Genomic DNA, 18,872 nt, shown 5'->3' with positions numbered 1-18,872 from the left:
CCGTTGCGGCGCTGTTCCCAGTCCATCGTGCGTCCGGCATCCGGTTGTGCGGCAAACCGTATTGCGGGAACGCCGAGGTGATTTCGTCCCGCGCCGGGCGTGAAACGCGACCGGCCGGGCAGCGCAGCCCACGCGGGAACCCATCACGCGTCGAGCCGAGCTGAGGAGGACTGCGCGATGAGCACGGTGCTGCACCAGGCGGCGCGGGACGCCGGGCTGGCCCCATCGGTCCTCAACAGCCAGCCGTGGCGCTGGCAGGTGCACGACGATGTCCTCGACCTCTACGCCGACCTGGACCGGCGGTTGCCGGACGTCGACCGCCACGGGCGGCTGATGACCATCAGCTGTGGCGCGGCGCTGCATCACGCCCGGGTCGCCCTCGCGGCCGCCGGATACGAACCGGCCGTCGACCGGCTCCCGGACCGGGCCCGGCCGGCGCTGCTGGCCAGGATCCACGACTGCCGGGCGCGGCCCGCGACACCGGAGAGCCTCGACACGTGCCGCAGCATGCAGCTGCGGCACACCGACCGACGGTTGTTCGCCGCCGGCGTGCCGGTGCCTGGCGAGGTGCTGTCCCGGTTGCGGGCAGCCGCTGCGTCCGAGGGTGCGCGGCTGCACCAGCTGCCGCACCAGGACGTGGTGTACCTGGGCTATGCCGCCCGGGGCGCGCAGACGGTCGGCGCGCACGACGCGCGGGCCGCCGCGGAGCTGCACCGGTGGACGCACCGCGGAGCGGACGCCCGCGACGGCGTACCACCCGGTACGGTGGCCGGGCCTGCCGCCCGGCCGGTACCGGTGCGGGACTTCGGCCTCGGCGGCGAAGCCGCGTTGCCGCCCGGCGATGGTGATGACGCCGGCGCGGTCTACATGGTGGTGGCCACCGCCGGTGACGAGCCGGTGGACTGGCTGGTCGCCGGTGAGGCGGTGAGCGCGGTCTGGCTGACCGCGACCGCGCAGGGCTTGACGGGCTCGCCGATGAGTGACGTCATCGAGATCCCCGGCGCCCGCGTGCTGGTCCGCAGCCTGTTGCAGCCACCCGGCCAACCACAGCTGGTGCTGCGGTTCGGTGTGGCGCCGACGGCCGAGCCGCCGGCGAGCCTGCGCCGGCCCGCCGCTGAGCCCGTCACCGAGGCACCGGACGCCGGTGAGGACGTGTCATGAGCCGTCAGGTCGTGGTCGGTGTGGACGGTGGGACGCCGTCGCTGGAGGCGGTGCGATGGGCCGCGCTCGCCGCCCATCGGCGGGGTGCGTCGCTGCGGGTCGTGCTCGCCTACCACTGGCAGGTGCCGGCGGTGTTCGCGCCGCGCGGCGACCTGGCCGAGACCGCCCAGCAGCTGGCCGAGATGCTCGCGGCCGACGCGGCTCGCGCGGCCGCGGCCGCCGCGGCGGGCCTCGACGTCACTGCGGAGGCTGCGCTGGGGCACCCCGCCGAGGTCCTGCTCCGCGCCGGACACGCCGCGGAGCTGCTCGTGGTCGGCACCCGCGGCCGGCACCAGGCCGTCGGCGCGGTACTCGGCTCGGTCGCCCAGCAGGTCGCCACCCACGCGACCTGCCCGGTCGTGGTCGTGCGGGGCAGAGCGGACCCGTCCGGTGGCGTGCTCGTCGGCGTCGACGGGTCGCCGTCCGCCGATGCCGCGCTGGAGTCGGCCTTCATCGAGGCGGCCCGCTGGGACTGCGACGTGGTCGCGGTCCGGGCGATCGAGACGCCGATCGGGCCGCCGGCCGTCGGTCTGCCGCCGCTGCTGTACGACACTGCCGAGACCCGCCGGACGCTCGGGGAAGCGGCGACCGCCCACGTGGCGGCGGCGGGACAGCGGCATCCGCAGGTGCCATGGGAAGTCCACGGCGTCGCCGGCGACGCGGCCGACGTGCTGTGCGACAGGTCGCGGCGGGCGCGGCTCGTCGTCGTCGGCAGCCGTGGTCACGGCGGATTCGCCGGGCTGCTGCTGGGATCGGTCGGGCTGCGGCTGCTGCACCGCGCCGACTGCCCCGTGCTCATCATCCGCCGGCAGCCGGCGTCCACGGCCCCCGTCACGGCGGCGCACACCGCTGCTACCGGACCACAGCGACTGGGCAGGCAGCGTGACGGATGGCCGCCTGGCTCACCGACCCCAGCAGCAGACCGGTGAAGCCGCCACGACCGCGGCTGCCGACGACGAGCAGCTCCGCGCCCGCCGACAGCGCGGTCAGGACCGCGGCGGGCCGACCCTGGACGGGGGTGTGCCGCACGTCGACGTCCGGGTACCTTCCCGCCCACCCGGCCATCGACTCGGCCAGCGCCCGCTGCTCGTCCTCCCGCAGATCGTCCTGGTCGTACGGCAGCGGCAACATGTCACCCGGCCCGCTTGACGCCGGCCACTGATAGGCAAGCGCCGCAGTCAGCCCGACCCCGCGGTACGACGCCTGCTCGAACGCGAACCGCAGGGCCAGTTCGGCATCGTGGGAGCCGTCGACACCGACGAGAACCCGGCCCGCCTCCGCGCTGAGCGGACGGACGTCATGCCGGACGATGACGACCGGGCAGGCCGCATGGGCGGCGAGCGCGGCACCCACAGAGCCGAGCAGCAGGCTCGTGAAGCCGCCGTGGCCGCGGTTGCCGACCACTACCGTCACCGCATGCCGGGAAGCCTCGACGAGCGCCGCCGACGGCCCCTGCAGCCGCAGGTCCGTGCGCACCGCGAGCCCCGGCGACACCGTTCGGGCGTGCTCCGCGGCGTCGGTGAGTGCTCGCTCGGCCGCTTCGCGCACACCGTCTTCGTAGGGTGAGAGCACCGGGCCGGGCACTGGCGCATACACGGTCGGCCAGATGTACGCGTGCACCACCTCCAACCGGCACCGGCGCCGCGCAGCGTCGGCCGCCGCCCACGCCACCGCCGCAAGGCTCGACGGCGAGCCGTCGACACCCACCACGACCGTCGGATCGCTGTTCACCCGCAAACCCCCTCGCTGCCGCGCGGGCTCCATGTCGCGGCGAGCTACCCGGTGCTGATGCGGTTACGCCTCGCCGGCGGCGCGGCATTCGGCGGCGATGACCGCCTCGTCGCGCCGCCGCGCACACAGCGGCGGCCGATGCGCCGGGGCATGCACGGACGCAATCCTGACGACCTCGACCTGACGCCGCCGGTCGACGGCCGGGGTGAGACGCAAACTCACCCGGCACGCTCACCCGGGCGATGGCTACGGTCTCGCCATGCTCACGAGCCGAGCGCCCCGGGTCGCTCTCGCAGGTGCCTATGCGCTCCTGGTCCAGGAACTGGTACGCATCTCGCTGTACGGCCCGATGCACAGCATGGACAACCGGTTGGTGGTCGACGCGGTCCGCCGCCTGTACGACGGTGTCTCGCCGTACGAGTCCGAACGGTTCCTGTACCCGCCGTCGAGCGTGCCGTTCGTGCTGCTGCTGACTCCGCTGTCGGACCGGTGGCTGGAGCGACTGTTCCCCTGGGGGCTGGCGGCCCTGCTGCTGCTCGGCTGGTGGGCAGCGCTGCGGATGTTCGGCTCCGGCCTGCGCTCCTGGCTCGGCGTGGCCGGCGTAGCCGCGTTCGCGCTGTTCACCCCCACAGTCAGCGTTGTCGAACTGGGCAACTGGACGGCGCCGGTGGCGGCGCTGATGGCGGTTGCCCTGCTGCTGATGGGGCGCGGGAGGTGGATCGCCGCCGGCGTGGTGATCGGGGTGTCGATCGCCGTCAAGCCGATGCTGGTGCCGATCGGCCTGATCTTCCTCCTCGCCCGGCAGTGGCGGGCGTTGGGCGTGGCGGCCGGCATTCCGATCGCGATCTGCGCGATCGTGACGCCGCTGCTGCCGGAGCCGGCCCTGTTCTTCACCCGCACCGTGCCGTTCCTGCTCGGCGGCCAGGACGACTTCGCGCGGCCGTACGACTCGTCGCTGGCCGCCATGCTGCCGCGCATCGGCATCGACGGCGTAGCGCTGGCGATGGTCCGGATCGCGGTGGTCGCCGCCACGGTCGCCGCGGCGACGCGGCGCTGGCGCACCGGTGGCGACGAGCGGCTGCGCCTCGTCGACACGTCGGCGATAGTCATGATCGGCACGTTCCTGGCCGGCACGCCCGCGTTCGGCTACTACCCGCTGATCGTCCTGCTGCCCCTCGTCGCGAGCGCGCCGGTGCGCGGCTCGGTCGCGCGTTCGGTCTGGTTCTGGGTCGCGCTGGTGCCGCTGGTGCGCCCGCTGCAGTTCATTGGTGTGGACTTCCTCGACGGCGGTCATGCGGGCTACCGGCAGGCCGCCAAACCGCTCGCCTGGATGGCGGTTGCCGGCGCCCTGCTGCTGCTGCGGACATGGCGGGGCGAACCGGCGCCGCCGCCGGTGCTGCCCGTGCAGCCGACTGCCCGCGAGCCGCTGCCGGCCGCGGTCGCCACGTCGCCGGTCTGAGCTCGCGCACCCGGCGGGGCAGCGACGAGCTTCGCGGGAACCCCGGGATACGGCTCGCAGGCTGCCGGTGATGGGGCCGCGGACCGGTCGGCACCCGGCGACCCCGCCCTTCGGCTCATGGCGATCTGCCGGGTTTGGACCGCACCGTCCGGGGCGGCACCGTGTGCCGCCGAGGCGCCCGACGGTCCGGCGGTGAGCGCACATCTTCATCGAAGTCTCAGGGGGGATCATGGCCGGAAAGGCCGCAGTCGACGACATCGGGGGCCGTCCCGCGCCGCCCGGGCTTCCCGGCCGGTCGGCGACCCGCGCCGGTGGCCTGGCGTTCATGCTCGCGCTCGCCGTGGCCGGCGGCGGGAACTTCTGCTTCCACGTCGTGGTCAGCCGGCTGCTCGGGCCGGCGAGCTACGGTGTCTTCGGCTCGCTCCTGGTGTTCATCACGCTGCTGACCGTGCCCGCCAGTGGGCTGCAGTCGCTGGTGACGACCCGCACCGCGCGGCTGGCCGAGTCGGGGCGGCAGGCCGACGGGCGGGTGCTGCTCGGCCGGGCGCTCGCCCTCGGGGCGCTCGGCACCGGCCTGCTGGCCCTGGCGTCGCCGCTGCTGATGCGCGCCCTGCGGCTCGACTCGATCTGGCCGGCGCTGCTGCTGTCGTTGTACTGCCTGCCACTCGCCGCCACCGTGGTGCCCTGGGGCCTGCTGTGCGGCCGGCGGCGATTCGGCGTCGTCGGCGTCGTCGCGGTCGGCTCGACAGTGGTGCGTCTCGGCGTCGCGGTGCTGTTCATCGAGGCCGGGTTCGGCGTCTGCGGGGCGGTCGCCGCTTCGGTCGCGGCCGACTCGGTGCAGGCGTTCGCGCTGTATCGGGCCAGCCGGCGGCCTCGCTCGGACACCTCGGCCGCGGTGTCGCTGCGGCTGGGCGCCGGGACGGCCGCGACAGGGGTCCTGGCTTACTCGGGCCTGTGGCTGCTGACCGGTGTCGACACGATCGCCGCGCGCCAGCTGCTCGATCCCGTGGTCGCGGGGCGGTACTCCGCGGCGGCGACGGCGCTGCACGGTGCGCTGTACGGGCCGCACGCGATCTCCATGGCCCTGCTGCCGGCATTCGCTGCGCTCGACACGGCCCGCTCCCGCCGCCTGCTCATCCGGGCGCTGCTCGCCGCGGCGGCCATCCTGGGTCCCGCGATGACCGCGCTGACCGTCCTGAGCCCGTGGCTGGTGCCGCTGGTCTTCGGCCGGACCTTCCAGGTGCCGGTACCGGTGATGGCGGTCATGGCCGTCGGCACGTTCGGAATCGGCCTGCTGTGGGTCGTGGTGCAGTACAACATCGCGCGATCGCGGTTCGGTGCCGGGGCCGCCTGGCTCGGCCTGCCGGTGGCGGCCGCCGGTGCCGCGATCTGGCACGGCAGCCCGCTGGCCCTCGCGGTCGTCATGCTCCCGGCGGCCGTACTGCCGCTCGCCGCCGCGACGTGGGCGGCCCTGCGCGACATCCCGCCGGCCGTCGCGCGTGCCGGCGCGGGTGCGCCGATGGCCACCGACGAGGGCGTGGACCTGACCGTCGTCGTGCCGTACTACAACCCGGGCCCAGCGCTGCGCGCCAACCTGCTGCACCTGCGCGACGAGCTGCGCGGGTGTGGCATCAGCTACGAGATCATCGCGGTCGACGACGGCTCTTCGGACGGCAGCGGCAGCCGCATCGGCTCTCTCGGGCCGACGGTGCGATGCCTGGCGCTGCCCGTGCACCAGGGCAAGGGCGCGGCACTGCGCCGTGGCCTGCTGGCCGGCCGCGGCCGGTACCTCGGGTTCATCGGCGCCGACGGCGACCTCGACCCGCGGCTGTGGCGCTCGTTCGTGCGGCTGGTCGAGCTCTACGCGCCGGACGGTGTGGTCGGGGACAAGAGTCACCCGCTGACGACTGTCGACGCCGACGCCTCGTGGACGCGCAACATGTGCTCGGCTGGGTACAGGCTGCTGATCCAGGTGCTGTTCCCGTCCCTGCCCGTCCGCGACACGCAGGTCGGCCTGAAGGTCTTCCGGCGTGAGCTGATCGCCGACATCCTGCCCTACTGCGTGGAGCAGCGCTTCGTACTCGACGTCGAGATCCTGGCCCTGGCCAGCCGGCTGGGGTACCGCCGCATCCTGGCCGCGCCGATCAGCCTGTACCGGGTGGATCGCACCACCGTGACCCCCGGCGCGGTGGTGCGGATGCTCGGCGACACCGTACGGCTGGCCTGGCGGTTGCGTATGCCGACCCGGTATCCGCGCCCGTCCGGGGCGTCGGCCGTCAACCGCGCCGACGGGCCGCTGCGGCCGGCGCTGAGCGAGGTCCGCTGACATGCGCATCCTGGTCTGCAACTGGAAGGACCTGCGGCACCCGCGGGCCGGCGGCGCCGAGGTCTACACCCACGAGATCGCCCGGCGCTGGGTCGCGGCCGGGCACGAGGTGACGCTGTGCTGCGCGGCCGTCGACGGCGCCCCGTCGACCGAGGACGTCGACGGCGTCCGCGTGGTGCGCCGGGGCAGCCGGATGGGGGTCTACGGTGCGGCTCGCGACTACTACCGCGGCGCCGGCTCCGGCCGGTTCGACGTCGTCGTCGACGAGGTGAACACGCGGCCGTTCGGCTGTCCCGCGTGGGCCGGCCCGACCCCGGTCGTGGCCCTGATCCACCAGGTCTGCCGGGAGATCTGGCGCTACGAGATGCCGCTGCCGGTGGCGCTGCTCGGCCGCTACGTCCTGGAGCCGGCGTGGCTGCGGCGCTACCGCGACGTGCGGGTGTTGACGGTCTCGGCGTCCAGCCGCGACTCGCTTCGCCGATACGGCCTGCGCGACGTCACCGTCGTGCCCGCGGGCGTCGTGCACCGGCCGCGGCCGGACGTGTCCCGCGAGGCGGAGCCGACAGTGGTGTTCCTGGGCCGGCTGGCCGGCAACAAACGGCCGCTGGCGGCCCTCGCCGCCTTCCACCGGCTCCGGGCCCGGGTGCCGGCCGCGCAGATGTGGTTCATCGGCGACGGGCCGCAGCGGGCGGCGCTTGCCGCTGCCGCGGGACCCGGCGTGACGCTGTTCGGCCGGGTCGGCCGGGCCGAGCGCGACGAGCTGCTGGCCCGGGCCCACGTGCTGGTGGTGACCTCGGTCCGGGAGGGGTGGGGGCTGGTGGTGGACGAGGCGGCCGCCATGGGTACCCCGACGGTCGGCTACGACCGTCCCGGACTGCGTGACTCCGTCCCGGCCGCCGGCGGTGTGCTCGTCGAGCCGACCCCGGCCGCGTTGGCCGCCGCCCTGGAACGCGGCCTGCCCGCCTGGACCGCCGCCTCGGCCCGGCACGGATGGCGCGGCGGGGCGGCCGACTGGGACACCGTCGCCGCGGCGGTCCTGGACCAGATCATCGCCGGCGACGGCGCCCGCCATTCCTGGGAGGCCCGATGACCACCGGCCCGCGCGTCTGCGTGGTGGTGCCGACCCGCGACGCGGAGCGGACGCTGGAGCGCTGCCTGGCGAGCGTTCGCGCGCAGACGTACCGCAACGTCGAACTGATCGTCGTGGACAACCACTCCGGCGACACGACCCGGGACATCGCCCGGCGGCACGCGGACGCCGTCGTCGTCGCCGGCCCCGAGCGCAGCGCGCAGCGCAACCACGGCTGGCGGATGAGCGGCGGCGAGTACGTCGTCTTCATCGACGCCGACATGGTGCTGACCGACACGGTGCTCGCCGACGTCCTGGCCGCCTTCCAAGCCGAGCCGGGCATCGGCGCGCTGGTCCTGCCGGAGCTCGCGTTCGGCCAGGGCTTCCTGGCGCAGTGCCGCGCCCTGGAGAAGCGGCTGTACCTCGGCGACGGCCGGGTGGAGGCGGCCCGGGCCTTTCCCCGCCGCGTCCTGCTCGACCTCGGCGGGTACGACGAGCATCTCACCGCCTTCGAGGACTGGGAGCTGCCCGACCGGGTCCGGGCGGCGGGCTACGGGATCGGTCGGGTCGCGTCGCTCGTCCTACACGACGAGGGCCGCGTAGGCCTGCGCCGTGCGTTTCGCAAGAAGCGCTACTACGGCCGCTGGCTGCCACGCTACCGGCAGGCCCGCTCGGCCGCGCCGCGTCCGCTCGGCCGGCCCGCGCTGCTGGCGCACCCGCTGCTGGCGCTTCGCGCCCCGCACCACTTCGCCGGGCTGCTGCTGCTCAAGGCGTTCGAGTGGAGCGGCCTGGCGCTGGGCGCGTCCGAGGGACGGGTGCGGCCGTGAGCGGCGTGATCACCCTGCCCGGCCGGGCCGGCGTGGAGCCGCTGCCGCTGCCCGGCCCGCCACGACGCCGGCTGGTCCGGCGGTTCGCGTTCGTGGCGTACGAGATACCTGTCGTGATCACCGTCCTGGCCACCCTTACCTGGTTCTCCCGGGGCCGGTTCGTCGCCAACGGCGACATCGCGCCATTCGTCCGCGACAGCCTGACCGCGGAGGTCGGCGGTTCGTGGAGCCACCAGGCGACCGGCGCCGGATCCACCTCGACGGCGAGCCTGCAGTTGGTCGAGGTGCTCCTGCTGCGTGGTTCGGCCCGCCTCGGCCTGGGCGCGCCCGCCGCACAATGGGTGCTCTACGCGCTGTGCTTCGGGCTGTGCACGTTCGGCGCCGCCTACCTGGCCGGAGGGTGGGTGCGCCGGCCGGCGGCGGTGGGCGCGGCCGGCCTGCTCGCCGCCTTCAACGTGTACCTGCTGGTGTGGCTGCCCAACCCGCTGCCGCCGCTGACCATCGGACTGACGGGGCTCCTGGCGGGAATGGCCGTCCGCGCGGCGGCGGGGCGTCCGGTCCGGCCGGTGGCCTTCGCCGCGGCCACCCTGCCGGCGTCGTACGTCGCGCTCAACCCGCCGTGGCTGCTGATGGCGATCCTGACCGTCCTGTTCGTCCCGGCCGCGGCCGGGCTGGTCGGTGGCCGGGCGGCGCTGCACCGCGCGGGCCGGCTGCTGGTCCGGGCGGCGCCGTGGGTGCTGCTGCTCAACCTGTGGTGGATCCTGCCGTTCGCGCACCAGCTGCTCTCGCCGGCCGGCCTGGCGTTCTCCGCGGTGACCGACGTGCGCGACTGGGCATGGACCCATGCCCGCAACAGCACGGCCAACGTCGTGACGCTGAACGCCAACTGGGCCTGGAACCTCGCCGACCTGTTTCCCTACGCCCGGTCGCTGGGCGGCGGCCTGCGCGTGAAGCTGCACTGGCTGCTCCCGCTGCTGGCCCTGGCCGGCGTGCTGCTCGCACCTGGCCGTCGGCGGCGGGCCGCGTGGCTGGTGGCCGGTGTCGGGCTGGTCCTGCTGTTCCTGTCGACAGGCGTCCGGTCCGCCCGGGTGGGCGGTGTGAACCTGTGGCTGTACGACCACGTTCCCGGCATGTGGCTGATCCGCGACCCGGCCAGCAAGCTCGGCGTGCCGACGGTTCTCATCTACACGTCGCTGGCGGCGCTCGCGATCGACCGCGCCGTCGCGCTCGCGCCGAGGCTCGCGACGGCCCCCTGGCTGCGCGGCCATCCGGTGTTCGGCCGGGTGCCGCCGCGCCTGCTGGGGGTCGCGCCGCGGGTGATCGTCGCTGGGGCGGTGCTGGGCGCGCTGGCGTACCCGTCGCCGATGTGGACCGGCTCAGCGCTGCCGGAGCGGGCGCACGGCGGGATGCCCGGATCGCGGGTGCTGATTCCGGACGGCTGGTACGAGCTGGCCGCCGAGGTCAACGCGGCACCCGGCACGGGCAAGGTGCTCACGCTGCCGGTCAACCTGAGCCACTACATGGTGACGACCGACTGGGGGTACCGGGGCGTGGACGCGATACCGGCCCAGCTGCTCGACCGGCCGACGCTGCACCTGCTGCCCGGCGGGTACTTCGACGACCTCCCCGTGGTGAAGGAGTTGCTCGTCGCGGCCCAGGAGGCGCTGCTCACGCACGACGAGCCGACGTGGCGCGGCGCGCTGCGAGCGCTCGGCGTCGACACCGTCGTCGTCCGGCACGACCTGGTGTCGACCTCCTACGAGGGGCGGCTCAGCGCCGACCCGGACCGGCTCGACGCCGCGCTTGTCGCCCTGGGGGCCGACGCCGGCGGGACGATGCGCCGCTTCGGGGTGGCCACGCTGTACCACGTGTCGAGCGCCGGGACGGTGTCCGCGCCGGGCCGGCTGAGCGGGCTGCGGGCACCGGACGCCGGCACGCTCGCCCGGGCGGTGGCGGCGCTGCCCGCCGACGAGGCGGTCACCGCCGATCCCGGCCAGCCGGTCGACGCGTTCACCGGCGTCAGCGCGGACCCGGCCGATCTCGTCTTCACCCTGGCGGCGGCCGGCCGGTACCGGCTCGAGCGGCCCGATGCGGAGGCCGCCTACCGGGTCCGCGCGGCCGACGGCCGGCTGACGCTCACCGATGCCGACAGCGTCGCCGTCGACGGGGCACCCGTGCCGGGCCGGCCGCCGGTCCAGGTACCCGTCGCCCTCGCCGACGTCGTAGGGCTCGAGGCCGACGGAGTACTGCACGCACTGCCGGCCGACGACGCGCTCGTCGCCGGGTCCGGTACCACGGTGACGGCCTGGGCGACGGCGCCCGGCGCGGGGCTGGCGGGGCCGCTGCGCACCGCCGCCGACTGCACCGGCGACCCGGGTGATCCGGTCGGCGATCTCGAGCGGCCGGCCGCCGGGAGCCCGCTACGGCTGCCCGTGCGCACTGGTCGGGTCTGTGCGGCGGCCGCGGTCCGGCTCACGGACGCGGGGGTCTACCGGGTCCGGTTCCAGGTCCGCACCGCCGGCGGCGCGACGGCCGGGGTGTGCCTCTGGCAGGACGGCCCCGCCCGCTGCGCACCGCTGCCGGCCCGGCCGAGCGGGCCCGGATGGGCGCAGTACAGCGCCGTCACCCGGCTGCGGCCGGACGTGATCGCGGCCCGTCTGTACCTCTGGGCCGAGTCGGCGGGCGGAGCCGGGTCGGCCGAGTTCCGCGACCTCGAGGTGACGCCGCTGCGCGCGGCCGGATCGGCCGTCCTGCCCGCGACGGCGCCGTCGTCGGCGGTGTCCCTGTCCGCCGGCCGGCACACGATGTCCGTGCGCCGGTCCGTCGTGGGGGCCGCCCCCGACGCCGAGTACGCCGACTGCGCCGATCCCGCCGCCGCGCCCGGCTGGCGCCCGGACGGGCACCGCATCCCGCTCCAGCCGGATGGCACGCTCCAGCTCGAAGCGCCGACGTCCGGCCGGTGCGCCCAGCTCACCCCCGTGCCGGTGATCCCGGGTGCGACCTACCGGTTCGTCGCCGGCTACCGCAGCGACTTCGGCCAGACGCCAAAGGTCTGCCTGATGCAGGGGCCGGCCGGGCGGTGTGCCGCCACCCCGCCGCTTACCCGCAGCGGCGCCTGGCAGACCATGACGGCACTGGTACGGGTGCCGAGCGGCACGACAAGCCTGACGCCGCAGGTGTTCGCCGATGCGACAGGCATGGTGGCGAGCCGGATGGCGTACCGCGACGTCACCGTCGCCCGGGTCGCGCTGGTCACGGTGCGGATCGTTCCCGCCGGCGAGGCGGCACCGGCCGGGCCGAGGGTGGTGACGACGAGCGTGTCACCATCGCGCTACCGGGCCGAGGTCCGAGCCGCGGCGGGCCGGTTCACGCTTGTCCTGCCCGAGTCGTACGCGCCCGGCTGGCAGGTGACGGGTCTGCCGCCGGGCTGGTCGGCGCGGCATCTGATGGTCTCCGGCTACGCCAACGGCTGGCTGATCAGTGGCACCGGCGATGCCGACCTCACGCTGACCTACGCGCCCAGCCGCTGGAGCATGCTGGCGTCGCTCACCTCGATGCTGGCCGTCCTGGCGGTGATCGCGCTCCTCGCCGGCCCGTTCGTGGCGCGCGGGTGGCACCGTCGCCGGCCCGGTCCCGGCGCCGCCCGGCGCCCGACGAGAGAGGTGGCGCAATGACGTTGCCGAAGCTGCGGCATCGAGCGCCGCTCGCCGCGATCAAGCTGGCCCGCCGGGTGCTGGCCAACACGCCGGCGCAACGGCTGGCGCTTGTTGGATGGGCCTACCGAAAGACCGTGGCGGCGGCCCTGGGCGGGCAGGAACGCACGGTGGACTTCCGCGGCCTGCGGCTGACCTTGCCGCCCGACGATCACGTCTTCACGGCGGGCCTGCTCGGCGGCTTCTACGAGTCGATCGAGCTGGACCTGTTCGAACGGCTTGCCGCCGCGAGCATCGCCGTCGTGGACGTCGGCGCCAATATCGGCATCTACACCTGCGCCGGGGCGGTGCGCCTGCCGCCCGGCGGACGACTGACCGCCTTCGAGCCGGTGCCGGCGAACCTGGAACTGCTACGGCGCAACCTCGCGCAGAACGGCTGCGCCCACCGGGTCGCCGTGGAGCCGTCGGCGGTGGGGGAGGTGCCCGGGTCGACGGTCATCCACCTGGCGTCGGGCGCCGGCAACCACTCGCTCGCCGCCGCAGTGGTCGGCGGTGGCCGCGGCTCGCTGCCGGTGCCGGTCACCACGCTGTCGGAGCATTTCGGCGCCGGGTCGGCGGTGGACCTGCTGAAGATCGACGTCGAGGGCTTCGACGGATTCGTCCTGCGCGGCGCGGCCCGGGTGCTGCGCGAATGCCGCCCGACGCTGCTCGTGGAGTTCGTGCCCGAGCACCTGCGCAACGCGGGCTTCGCGCCGAGTGAGCTCCTCGACCTCATCTTCGCCGAGTATCGGCACGTCCTGGTGATCGACGAGCCGCGCCGGCGGCTGTGGCCCTGCACCCGCGAGCAGCTCACGACGTACGCCGGCCGCCGGGTCAACCTCAATCTGGTCGCCGCGGTCGACCCGGCCCACCTGGAGATCATCGAGGCGCACCGGCGCCCGGACCGGACCGGGCCGGTCACGGGCGCACGGGTCGAGCGCGGCGCCTGAAGCCCGCGTCGCGCGCGCAGCGAGGCCGGCGCGGCGGCTGCCGTGCTGCGGTGGGCGACGACACCCGGCGGGTGCCACGTGCCGCCGCGCCGGTCATGTGCATTCAACCGGACGAGCCCGGGTTCCGACCTCGACCGTGACGGCCTACGGCATGGCGAAAGTGCGAGGACCGCCGGCATCCAACTGAACGGTAAGGGCCCGATCGGACCATGCGTTTCGGCTCGACGCCCGTGACCGTCGGAGGCGATCGAACGGTTCAGGGCCTTGTCGCTCCCGCGCGGGCTACCGGGATGCGGGACGGGCCGGGGCTCGGCCGCCGGCCGGGTGGATGCTGCCTAGGGTTCCGGGCATGAAGAAGCACCGAGATCCACTCCTCACGATCGTCGTCGCCGGGGTTGCCGCGCTGGCCTTGACCGCCTGTGGCGGCGACAAGACGGTGTCCGGCCCGGAGCCGGCCGGGTCGGCGTCGGCCTCGGCGGCCGACCCCAGGGCCGCGCTGGCCGCCGCCGCGTCAGGGCTGGCGGCCGGTGACTACGCGTTCACCTCGGACACACCGGCCGCGCACACCGAGGGCGTCGTGCACCTGCCCAGCCGGAGCTCGACGATCACGTCACGCAACCGCGACGACAACGGGTCCTCGGAGCTGCGCACGGTCGGCGCCGATCACTGGCTGCGCCTGGCCGTCAACCCGGCCGACATCGACCGGGAACTGGCCGACATCGAGGCCGGCGGCGCGCAGATGAAGCCCGTCGCCGACGGCCTGCGGCACGCGAAGGTGCTGTTCGACGGCAAGACGTGGATGCACACCGACCTGAGCCGGATCAAGGACGACCGGCTCGGACCCGACCTGAGCGACCCCGATGTGACAGGCGTGACGAAGCTGTTCGCGGCGGTGCTGACGGCCGGCGGCGACGCCCGGCAGATCACCGGCACGGTGGACCTGAGCCGGGCCGGGAACACGATCGGCTATCCGGCCCGCGAAGTCACGATCATGGGCAATGCGGCGAAGTCGGTGCCGTTCACCGCCCGGCTGGACGACAAGGGCCGGCTCGCGCACCTCGAGCTGGCAATGCCGGCGACGGAGACTTTCCCGGCGGGAACGTGGGCCATTGATGTAACCGGTTACAGCGCGCAGAAGCCGGTCGCGAAGCCCACCGGGGTGATCAAAGAGATGCCGGCCGACGTCTACGCCCTGTTGAACAGCTGAGCGGTGGTGGGCCGGCGGACCGATCGCCGGCCCACCGTCCGGGCGGCCGCGGACGCGCCGATGTCAGCGGACCGTCATCGAGACGACGTCGTGCTGCCGCAGGCGCAGCACGAAGCGGCCCCGGGGCGTGGCGAACTCGACCTCTTCGAGGCCGCCGGGGAGGCCGCGAGAGCCGACCATGTGGATCTCGTCGCGGCCGCTGAGCCCGGTGAAGCGGCGAAGGAACGCGTCGGCGGACCGGGCGGCGGCCGGCAGCCCGGCGGTCCCGCGGTACCACGGCACGGCGATCCGGCCGGTGTCGCTCGCCGCGACCACGGCCGCCGCGTCCTGCGGCGACAACCGTCCGTAGTAGACACCGGAGGGCAGGCTCACCACGTTTGCGGCGAACCGGCAGCCGCCGATGTGGGTGCTCTCCCAGGTGCGGTCGGCCGCGACGGCGGCGAGCGCCTGGGCCACCGGCCGGCCCAGACGGGCGCAGCAGGCGTCCCGGCGGCCGTGTGTGCAGGCCAGGAAGATGGGCCGGTCGATGATCGTCCCGAGCCCGCTGGGAGCGCCGGCGGCGACCGCGTCCAGCGCGCGGGGCGGCAGGCGCAGCGCATCGTCGAGCGGCAGCTGCTCCAGGATCGGCTCGGGCCCGTTCGGCGAGGCCAGGAAGGCCCGCAGCCGAGGGCCGGACGGCCGCTGGCCGTGACGGCGGATGAGGCCGAGGCGCAGACCCCGGTCCCGGGCGGCGGCGCGCAGCGCCTCGGGCACGGCGGGGCTGTCACCGGCGGCTTGCGGCCCCCACGGCCCGGGCAGCTGCAGCAGAACCCAGCCGGTGACCGGCGGCCCGGGCAGACTCAGTTGCTCGCCGCGGTCCAGCGACAGCCGGGTGCACGCGGTCGGGCAGCCCCGGTCCCAGGACGCCGCCGGCCGCACCTGCGTACTCATACGACTCCTATCAGCTGTCGCTTCGCCCCCTGCCACACGTGGTCACCTTGTCGTCGATGGGCCGGGATCGTCGCGCGTGCAGCTCGAAGGTAGGACGGTGTGAGGGTGGCGGCTGCGCACAATTGAGCTGCGCAGACCCCGGCCGCAAGCCATCGTGGTGGCATGGTCGAGCAGATCAGCGAGGCGACGGCGGCCTTCCTGGCCGAGGTCATGCCGGTCGTGGTGGGCACGCGACGGCGCGACGGCCGGGTGAAGATGAACCCGGCCTGGTACGAGTACCGCGACGGGCACTTCTGGCTCAACAGCTGGCGGGGTGCGCGCTGGCTGGAGCACCTCGAGCGCGACGGCCTCGCCTCGCTGCTGCTGATCGCCCCGGACGACATGCACAAGGTGGTCCACGCCGAGACCGAGCTGGTGTGCAGCACCGAGGACGGGGCCGGGGCACACATCGACAGGCTTTCGCAGCGGTACCGCGGTGTGCCGTACCGCGCACCGGTGCCGCAGCGGCGGGTCATGCTCCAGCTGCGGCCGCTGAGCATCCGCAGCACCCTCGACAACGCCGCCCGGCCGGCCTGGGGTGCACGATGAGCGTGCTGCGGGCGGCCGAGCGCCGGGCCCGGGTCGCCGCCGTCTTCGACCGGGTCGCCGACACCTACGACAGCGTCGGTGTGTCGTGGTTCCAGCCGATCGCGCGTGAGCTGGTCGCCCGGCTCGGGCCGGCGGCCGGGCAGCGGGCGCTGGACATCGGCTGCGGGCGCGGGGCGGCGCTGTTCGCGCTCGCCGACGCGGTCGGCCCGGCCGGGCGGGTGACGGGCATCGACCTGGCACCGCGCATGGTCGCCGCGACCCTCGCCGACGCGCGGGCCCGCGGGCTGGCCAATGTGGACGTCCTGGTCGACGACGCCGGCGCGCCGGCGTTGCCGCCCGGCTCCTGTGACGTGGCCGCCGCCTCGTTCGTGCTGTTCTTCCTGCCCGCGCCGGTGGCCGCCCTGCGCGCCTGGCACCAGCTGCTGGTCCCCGGCGGCCGGCTGGGAGTGTCGACCTTCGCCGAGTCCGGGGCGGGCTGGCTGCAGGACGTGTTCCGGCCGTACCTGCCGGTGCCGGCCTTCGCCGCGCCGAGCCCGTTCGCGACCGACGAGGGCGTCGAGGGGCTGTTCACCGCCGCCGGGTTCCGCAAGGTGCGGACCGAGGCGTTCGACCTCGACGTGGCCTTCGCCGACGTCGATCAGTGGTACGAGTGGTCCTGGTCCCACGGGCAGCGCGCCACCTGGGAGCGGCTGGCGCCCGAGGACCGGCCGCGGGTCCGCGCCGCCGCCGCCGAGCGGCTGCGGGAGTTCCGGGCGGCCGACGGCGTGATCCGCCTGTCGCACCGGATCCGATATACGTTCGGCGAGCGCTAGAACAAGCGAAGGAGGGCGGGCCGGCCGGCCCGCCCTCCTTCGCGTGCACTGTCAGGCCAGCAGCGCGTCGACGGCCTGGCCGATCTCAGGCGTGCGCATCAGGTCGCCGTGCTGGACGTCGTAGTAGGTGGCGCTGCCCACGAGCGTGGGTCGCTCCTCCGGCGAGGCCAGGTGCAGGCCGAAGTTGAGGCTGGCGGAGTTGAGCGCCGTCGCGGTGCGCCACCGCGCCCGCGGGTCGAGCGTCGCGGCGCCGCCGAGCCAGTGCAGGTAGCCGACGATGAGCTGGACGAAGTCGGTGCTGGCCTGGGCGCTGTGGAAGGCACGCCGCAGTCCCGGCACGATCACGTCGTTGCACCACGCGGCGAGGTTTGCCGCCAGCTGGAGGGGATCGGCGGCCGTCTCGTCCGCCGTGCGCAGGGCCGCCGTCGCCTCGGCCAGCAGCTGCGGGGTGAACGTGCCGCCGAGGCGGCGCAGGAGGCCCTCCACGTGCTCCACAAGCATGGTGCGCTTGACGATGCCGGGGTCGAGCAGAATGAGGCGGGGGGCCTCCTGCCAGGCCGCGACCCGCTCGGTCAGGGCGGCGGCGTAGACACCGCCGCCGCAGAAGCCGATGACCGCATGCACGGGCAGCCCGCTGTCGCGGACGTCGCGCTCCCAACGGTCGACCTGGTCCGTGCCGGTCTTGCCGGGCTCGGTGCCGTACGGCAGGGGCGCGGTCTCCCAGATGGTGTGGTCGGCCTCCAGGAGGTCGACCAGGTCGTGGAACGTGGCGGTGGTGCGGCCGGTGGCGGCGAAGTCGGCGGCGAGGATGAGCCCGCCGCTGTCCGACTTGCGCAGCACGTGGTATGAGTCGGGCGTCGTCATCGGCTCGGTCCTTTCGGTGGCGAGAGCGCTGGAGATCGTGGGTATATCGTCAGGTCCTACGGCTCACCGGCCTGGTCAGAATTGAGCAGGTGGGCCGCTTCGGAGGGGAGATGCGGTCGTGGCCGGCTATGCGGTACTGCTGAAGGGCATCAACGTCGGCGGCAACAAGAAGGTCGCCATGGCCGACCTGCGCAAGCTGCTGACCTCGCTGGGCTTCACCGATGTGGCCACGCTGCTGCAGAGCGGCAACGCGGTGTTCACCTGCGCCGACGACGCCGCGCCCGATCAGGTGGCGGCGCGGATCGAGCAGGCGATCCAGGACGAGCTGGGGATGACCGTGCGATGCCTGGTGCGTACCGGTCCCGAGCTGCGCGCGGTCATCGACGGGCACCCGCTCGCCGAGGTGGCCACCAACGGGTCGCGGATGATGGCGCACTTCCTGTCCGACGTCCCGGCACCGGCGCTGCTCGCGGAGTTCGACCCCGCGACGCTCGACCCGGAGCGGATCGTCCTCGGCGACCGGGTGATCTACCAGTGGTGCCCCGACGGCGTCTCCGACGCCCCGATGGTCGGGCCGCAGGTCGAGAAGCGGCTGAAGGTCACCGTGACCGCACGCAACTGGAACACCGTCACCAAGCTGGCCGCGATGCTCGGCGCATGAGCGCGGGACTGCACGACCTGACTGCATGACCTGACCGGGCCGGCTGCGCGATAGTGAGCAGACCTCGCCCCCCTCGCGCGGCCAGAGTGGCAGTGCGGCCGGGTCTCCGGCCGCGACGCACAAGCGGCCAGGGAGTAGAGCATGCTGCAGATGACCGACCTTCACCCCGTCTTCGCCAAGCAGATCGAGTGTCTGATGACCGGCGACATGGACGCGCTGATGGACACCTACCACCCCGAGATCGAGTCGCTGCGCTTCCAGGGCGTCATCAAGGGGCGCGAGGCCGCCCGCGACCTGCTCAAGCAGTACGAGGGCCTGGAGATGGAGTTCGTCCGGGTCGACGAGTACGTCCACTCCGAGGACATGATCATGACGCGGACCACGATGCGGGTGAAGGGCGAGGAGATCGTCGCCTTCGGCGCCTACGTGATCAAGGACGACAAGATCTGGCGCCAGTTCGGCTGCGACGAGGGCGGCGTCCGGGACTGGTGGGCGTGACCGCAGGGCGCATGCCGAGGCCACTCGCCCGCAAGCAGACCGCTTGCGGGCGAGCTTT

16 protein-coding genes are annotated in these 18,872 nt (G+C 74.3%); 13 read left to right on the top strand and 3 right to left on the bottom strand.

Annotated features, from left to right (window positions below):
• Positions 1–177: 177 nt before the first annotated feature.
• Together Dvina_RS37840 and Dvina_RS37835 are read left to right on the top strand one after the other, a co-directional pair.
• The gene (locus tag Dvina_RS37840; protein WP_223094396.1) at positions 178–1,161 is read left to right on the top strand and encodes an Acg family FMN-binding oxidoreductase; all 984 of its coding nucleotides are present in this window, start codon (positions 178–180) and stop codon (positions 1,159–1,161) included.
• Entirely contained in the window at positions 1,158–2,129 is a 972-nt protein-coding gene (locus Dvina_RS37835; RefSeq protein WP_223094394.1) for a universal stress protein, read from the top strand. Before Dvina_RS37840 ends, Dvina_RS37835 begins: the two co-directional genes overlap by 4 nt.
• On the opposite strand, the gene Dvina_RS37830 is transcribed toward Dvina_RS37835, so the two are convergent.
• Positions 2,053–2,931 carry a universal stress protein gene (locus tag Dvina_RS37830; RefSeq protein WP_425516479.1) on the bottom strand — a complete coding sequence of 293 codons (879 nt, stop codon included), beginning with the start codon at positions 2,929–2,931 and terminating at the stop codon, positions 2,053–2,055. The two genes, Dvina_RS37835 and Dvina_RS37830, sit on opposite strands and share 77 nt — an antisense overlap.
• A gap of 259 nt (positions 2,932–3,190) precedes the next feature.
• Here Dvina_RS37830 and Dvina_RS37825 point away from each other — a divergent pair, with 259 nt between their 5' ends.
• The 7 genes from Dvina_RS37825 (at position 3,191) to Dvina_RS37795 (ending at position 14,461) form a co-directional block, all read left to right on the top strand.
• Positions 3,191–4,390, top strand: coding sequence for a glycosyltransferase family 87 protein (locus Dvina_RS37825; protein ID WP_223094390.1), 1,200 nt, complete (start codon positions 3,191–3,193; stop codon positions 4,388–4,390).
• A gap of 229 nt (positions 4,391–4,619) precedes the next feature.
• Positions 4,620–6,716 (top strand): glycosyltransferase, encoded by a 2,097-nt coding sequence (locus tag Dvina_RS37820; protein ID WP_223094388.1) that lies wholly within the window; start codon positions 4,620–4,622, stop codon positions 6,714–6,716.
• 1 nt (position 6,717) lies between these two features.
• On the top strand, positions 6,718–7,806 hold the full coding sequence (locus tag Dvina_RS37815) for a glycosyltransferase family 4 protein (RefSeq protein WP_223094386.1): 1,089 nt from the start codon (positions 6,718–6,720) through the stop codon (positions 7,804–7,806).
• Complete coding sequence (locus Dvina_RS37810) at positions 7,803–8,612, top strand: glycosyltransferase family 2 protein (RefSeq protein WP_223094384.1); 810 nt, start codon at positions 7,803–7,805, stop codon at positions 8,610–8,612. The genes Dvina_RS37815 and Dvina_RS37810 overlap by 4 nt, the downstream gene beginning before the upstream one ends.
• Entirely contained in the window at positions 8,609–12,286 is a 3,678-nt protein-coding gene (locus Dvina_RS37805) for a DUF3367 domain-containing protein (protein ID WP_223094382.1), read from the top strand. The genes Dvina_RS37810 and Dvina_RS37805 overlap by 4 nt, the downstream gene beginning before the upstream one ends.
• Entirely contained in the window at positions 12,283–13,254 is a 972-nt protein-coding gene (locus tag Dvina_RS37800) for an FkbM family methyltransferase (protein ID WP_223094380.1), read from the top strand. Before Dvina_RS37805 ends, Dvina_RS37800 begins: the two co-directional genes overlap by 4 nt.
• A gap of 349 nt (positions 13,255–13,603) precedes the next feature.
• Positions 13,604–14,461, top strand: a complete 858-nt coding sequence (locus tag Dvina_RS37795) for a hypothetical protein (protein ID WP_223094378.1) — start codon at positions 13,604–13,606, stop codon at positions 14,459–14,461.
• Between the two features lie 63 nt (positions 14,462–14,524).
• Here the strand turns inward: Dvina_RS37795 and Dvina_RS37790 are convergent, their stop codons facing one another.
• A complete protein-coding gene (locus Dvina_RS37790; RefSeq protein WP_223094376.1) occupies positions 14,525–15,391 on the bottom strand; it encodes a sucrase ferredoxin in 867 nt (288 codons plus the stop codon).
• A gap of 162 nt (positions 15,392–15,553) precedes the next feature.
• Between Dvina_RS37790 and Dvina_RS37785 the strand changes: the two genes are divergently transcribed.
• Both Dvina_RS37785 and Dvina_RS37780 read left to right on the top strand, forming a co-directional pair.
• Positions 15,554–15,979, top strand: coding sequence for a pyridoxamine 5'-phosphate oxidase family protein (locus tag Dvina_RS37785; RefSeq protein ID WP_223094374.1), 426 nt, complete (start codon positions 15,554–15,556; stop codon positions 15,977–15,979).
• The gene (locus tag Dvina_RS37780; protein WP_223094372.1) at positions 15,976–16,791 is read left to right on the top strand and encodes a class I SAM-dependent methyltransferase; all 816 of its coding nucleotides are present in this window, start codon (positions 15,976–15,978) and stop codon (positions 16,789–16,791) included. The genes Dvina_RS37785 and Dvina_RS37780 overlap by 4 nt, the downstream gene beginning before the upstream one ends.
• Before the next feature lie 51 nt (positions 16,792–16,842).
• On the opposite strand, the gene Dvina_RS37775 is transcribed toward Dvina_RS37780, so the two are convergent.
• Positions 16,843–17,655, bottom strand: coding sequence for a hypothetical protein (locus tag Dvina_RS37775; RefSeq protein WP_223094370.1), 813 nt, complete (start codon positions 17,653–17,655; stop codon positions 16,843–16,845).
• Positions 17,656–17,773: 118 nt separating this feature from the next.
• Here Dvina_RS37775 and Dvina_RS37770 point away from each other — a divergent pair, with 118 nt between their 5' ends.
• Together Dvina_RS37770 and Dvina_RS37765 are read left to right on the top strand one after the other, a co-directional pair.
• Positions 17,774–18,316, top strand: a complete 543-nt coding sequence (locus tag Dvina_RS37770; RefSeq protein ID WP_223094368.1) for a DUF1697 domain-containing protein — start codon at positions 17,774–17,776, stop codon at positions 18,314–18,316.
• 141 nt (positions 18,317–18,457) lie between these two features.
• Entirely contained in the window at positions 18,458–18,814 is a 357-nt protein-coding gene (locus Dvina_RS37765) for a nuclear transport factor 2 family protein (RefSeq protein ID WP_223094366.1), read from the top strand.
• Positions 18,815–18,872: the final 58 nt, after the last annotated feature.

Origin of the sequence: Dactylosporangium vinaceum (assembly GCF_019904175.1) — a bacterium.
Taxonomy (GTDB): Bacteria; Actinomycetota; Actinomycetes; order Mycobacteriales; family Micromonosporaceae; genus Dactylosporangium; species Dactylosporangium vinaceum.
This window is presented reverse-complemented; position numbering and strand designations above follow the sequence as displayed.

Excerpts from the sequence above, each read along its gene's own strand:
- Dvina_RS37840 (WP_223094396.1), top strand. The coding sequence starts at position 178 with ATGAGCACGGTGCTGCACCAGGCGGCGCGGGACGCCGGGCTGGCCCCA.
- Dvina_RS37835 (WP_223094394.1), top strand. The coding sequence starts at position 1,158 with ATGAGCCGTCAGGTCGTGGTCGGTGTGGACGGTGGGACGCCGTCGCTG.
- Dvina_RS37825 (WP_223094390.1), top strand. The coding sequence starts at position 3,191 with ATGCTCACGAGCCGAGCGCCCCGGGTCGCTCTCGCAGGTGCCTATGCG.
- Dvina_RS37820 (WP_223094388.1), top strand. The coding sequence starts at position 4,620 with ATGGCCGGAAAGGCCGCAGTCGACGACATCGGGGGCCGTCCCGCGCCG.
- Dvina_RS37815 (WP_223094386.1), top strand. The coding sequence starts at position 6,718 with ATGCGCATCCTGGTCTGCAACTGGAAGGACCTGCGGCACCCGCGGGCC.
- Dvina_RS37810 (WP_223094384.1), top strand. The coding sequence starts at position 7,803 with ATGACCACCGGCCCGCGCGTCTGCGTGGTGGTGCCGACCCGCGACGCG.
- Dvina_RS37800 (WP_223094380.1), top strand. The coding sequence starts at position 12,283 with ATGACGTTGCCGAAGCTGCGGCATCGAGCGCCGCTCGCCGCGATCAAG.
- Dvina_RS37795 (WP_223094378.1), top strand. The coding sequence starts at position 13,604 with ATGAAGAAGCACCGAGATCCACTCCTCACGATCGTCGTCGCCGGGGTT.
- Dvina_RS37790 (WP_223094376.1), bottom strand. The coding sequence starts at position 15,391 with ATGAGTACGCAGGTGCGGCCGGCGGCGTCCTGGGACCGGGGCTGCCCG.
- Dvina_RS37785 (WP_223094374.1), top strand. The coding sequence starts at position 15,554 with ATGGTCGAGCAGATCAGCGAGGCGACGGCGGCCTTCCTGGCCGAGGTC.
- Dvina_RS37780 (WP_223094372.1), top strand. The coding sequence starts at position 15,976 with ATGAGCGTGCTGCGGGCGGCCGAGCGCCGGGCCCGGGTCGCCGCCGTC.
- Dvina_RS37775 (WP_223094370.1), bottom strand. The coding sequence starts at position 17,655 with ATGACGACGCCCGACTCATACCACGTGCTGCGCAAGTCGGACAGCGGC.
- Dvina_RS37765 (WP_223094366.1), top strand. The coding sequence starts at position 18,458 with ATGCTGCAGATGACCGACCTTCACCCCGTCTTCGCCAAGCAGATCGAG.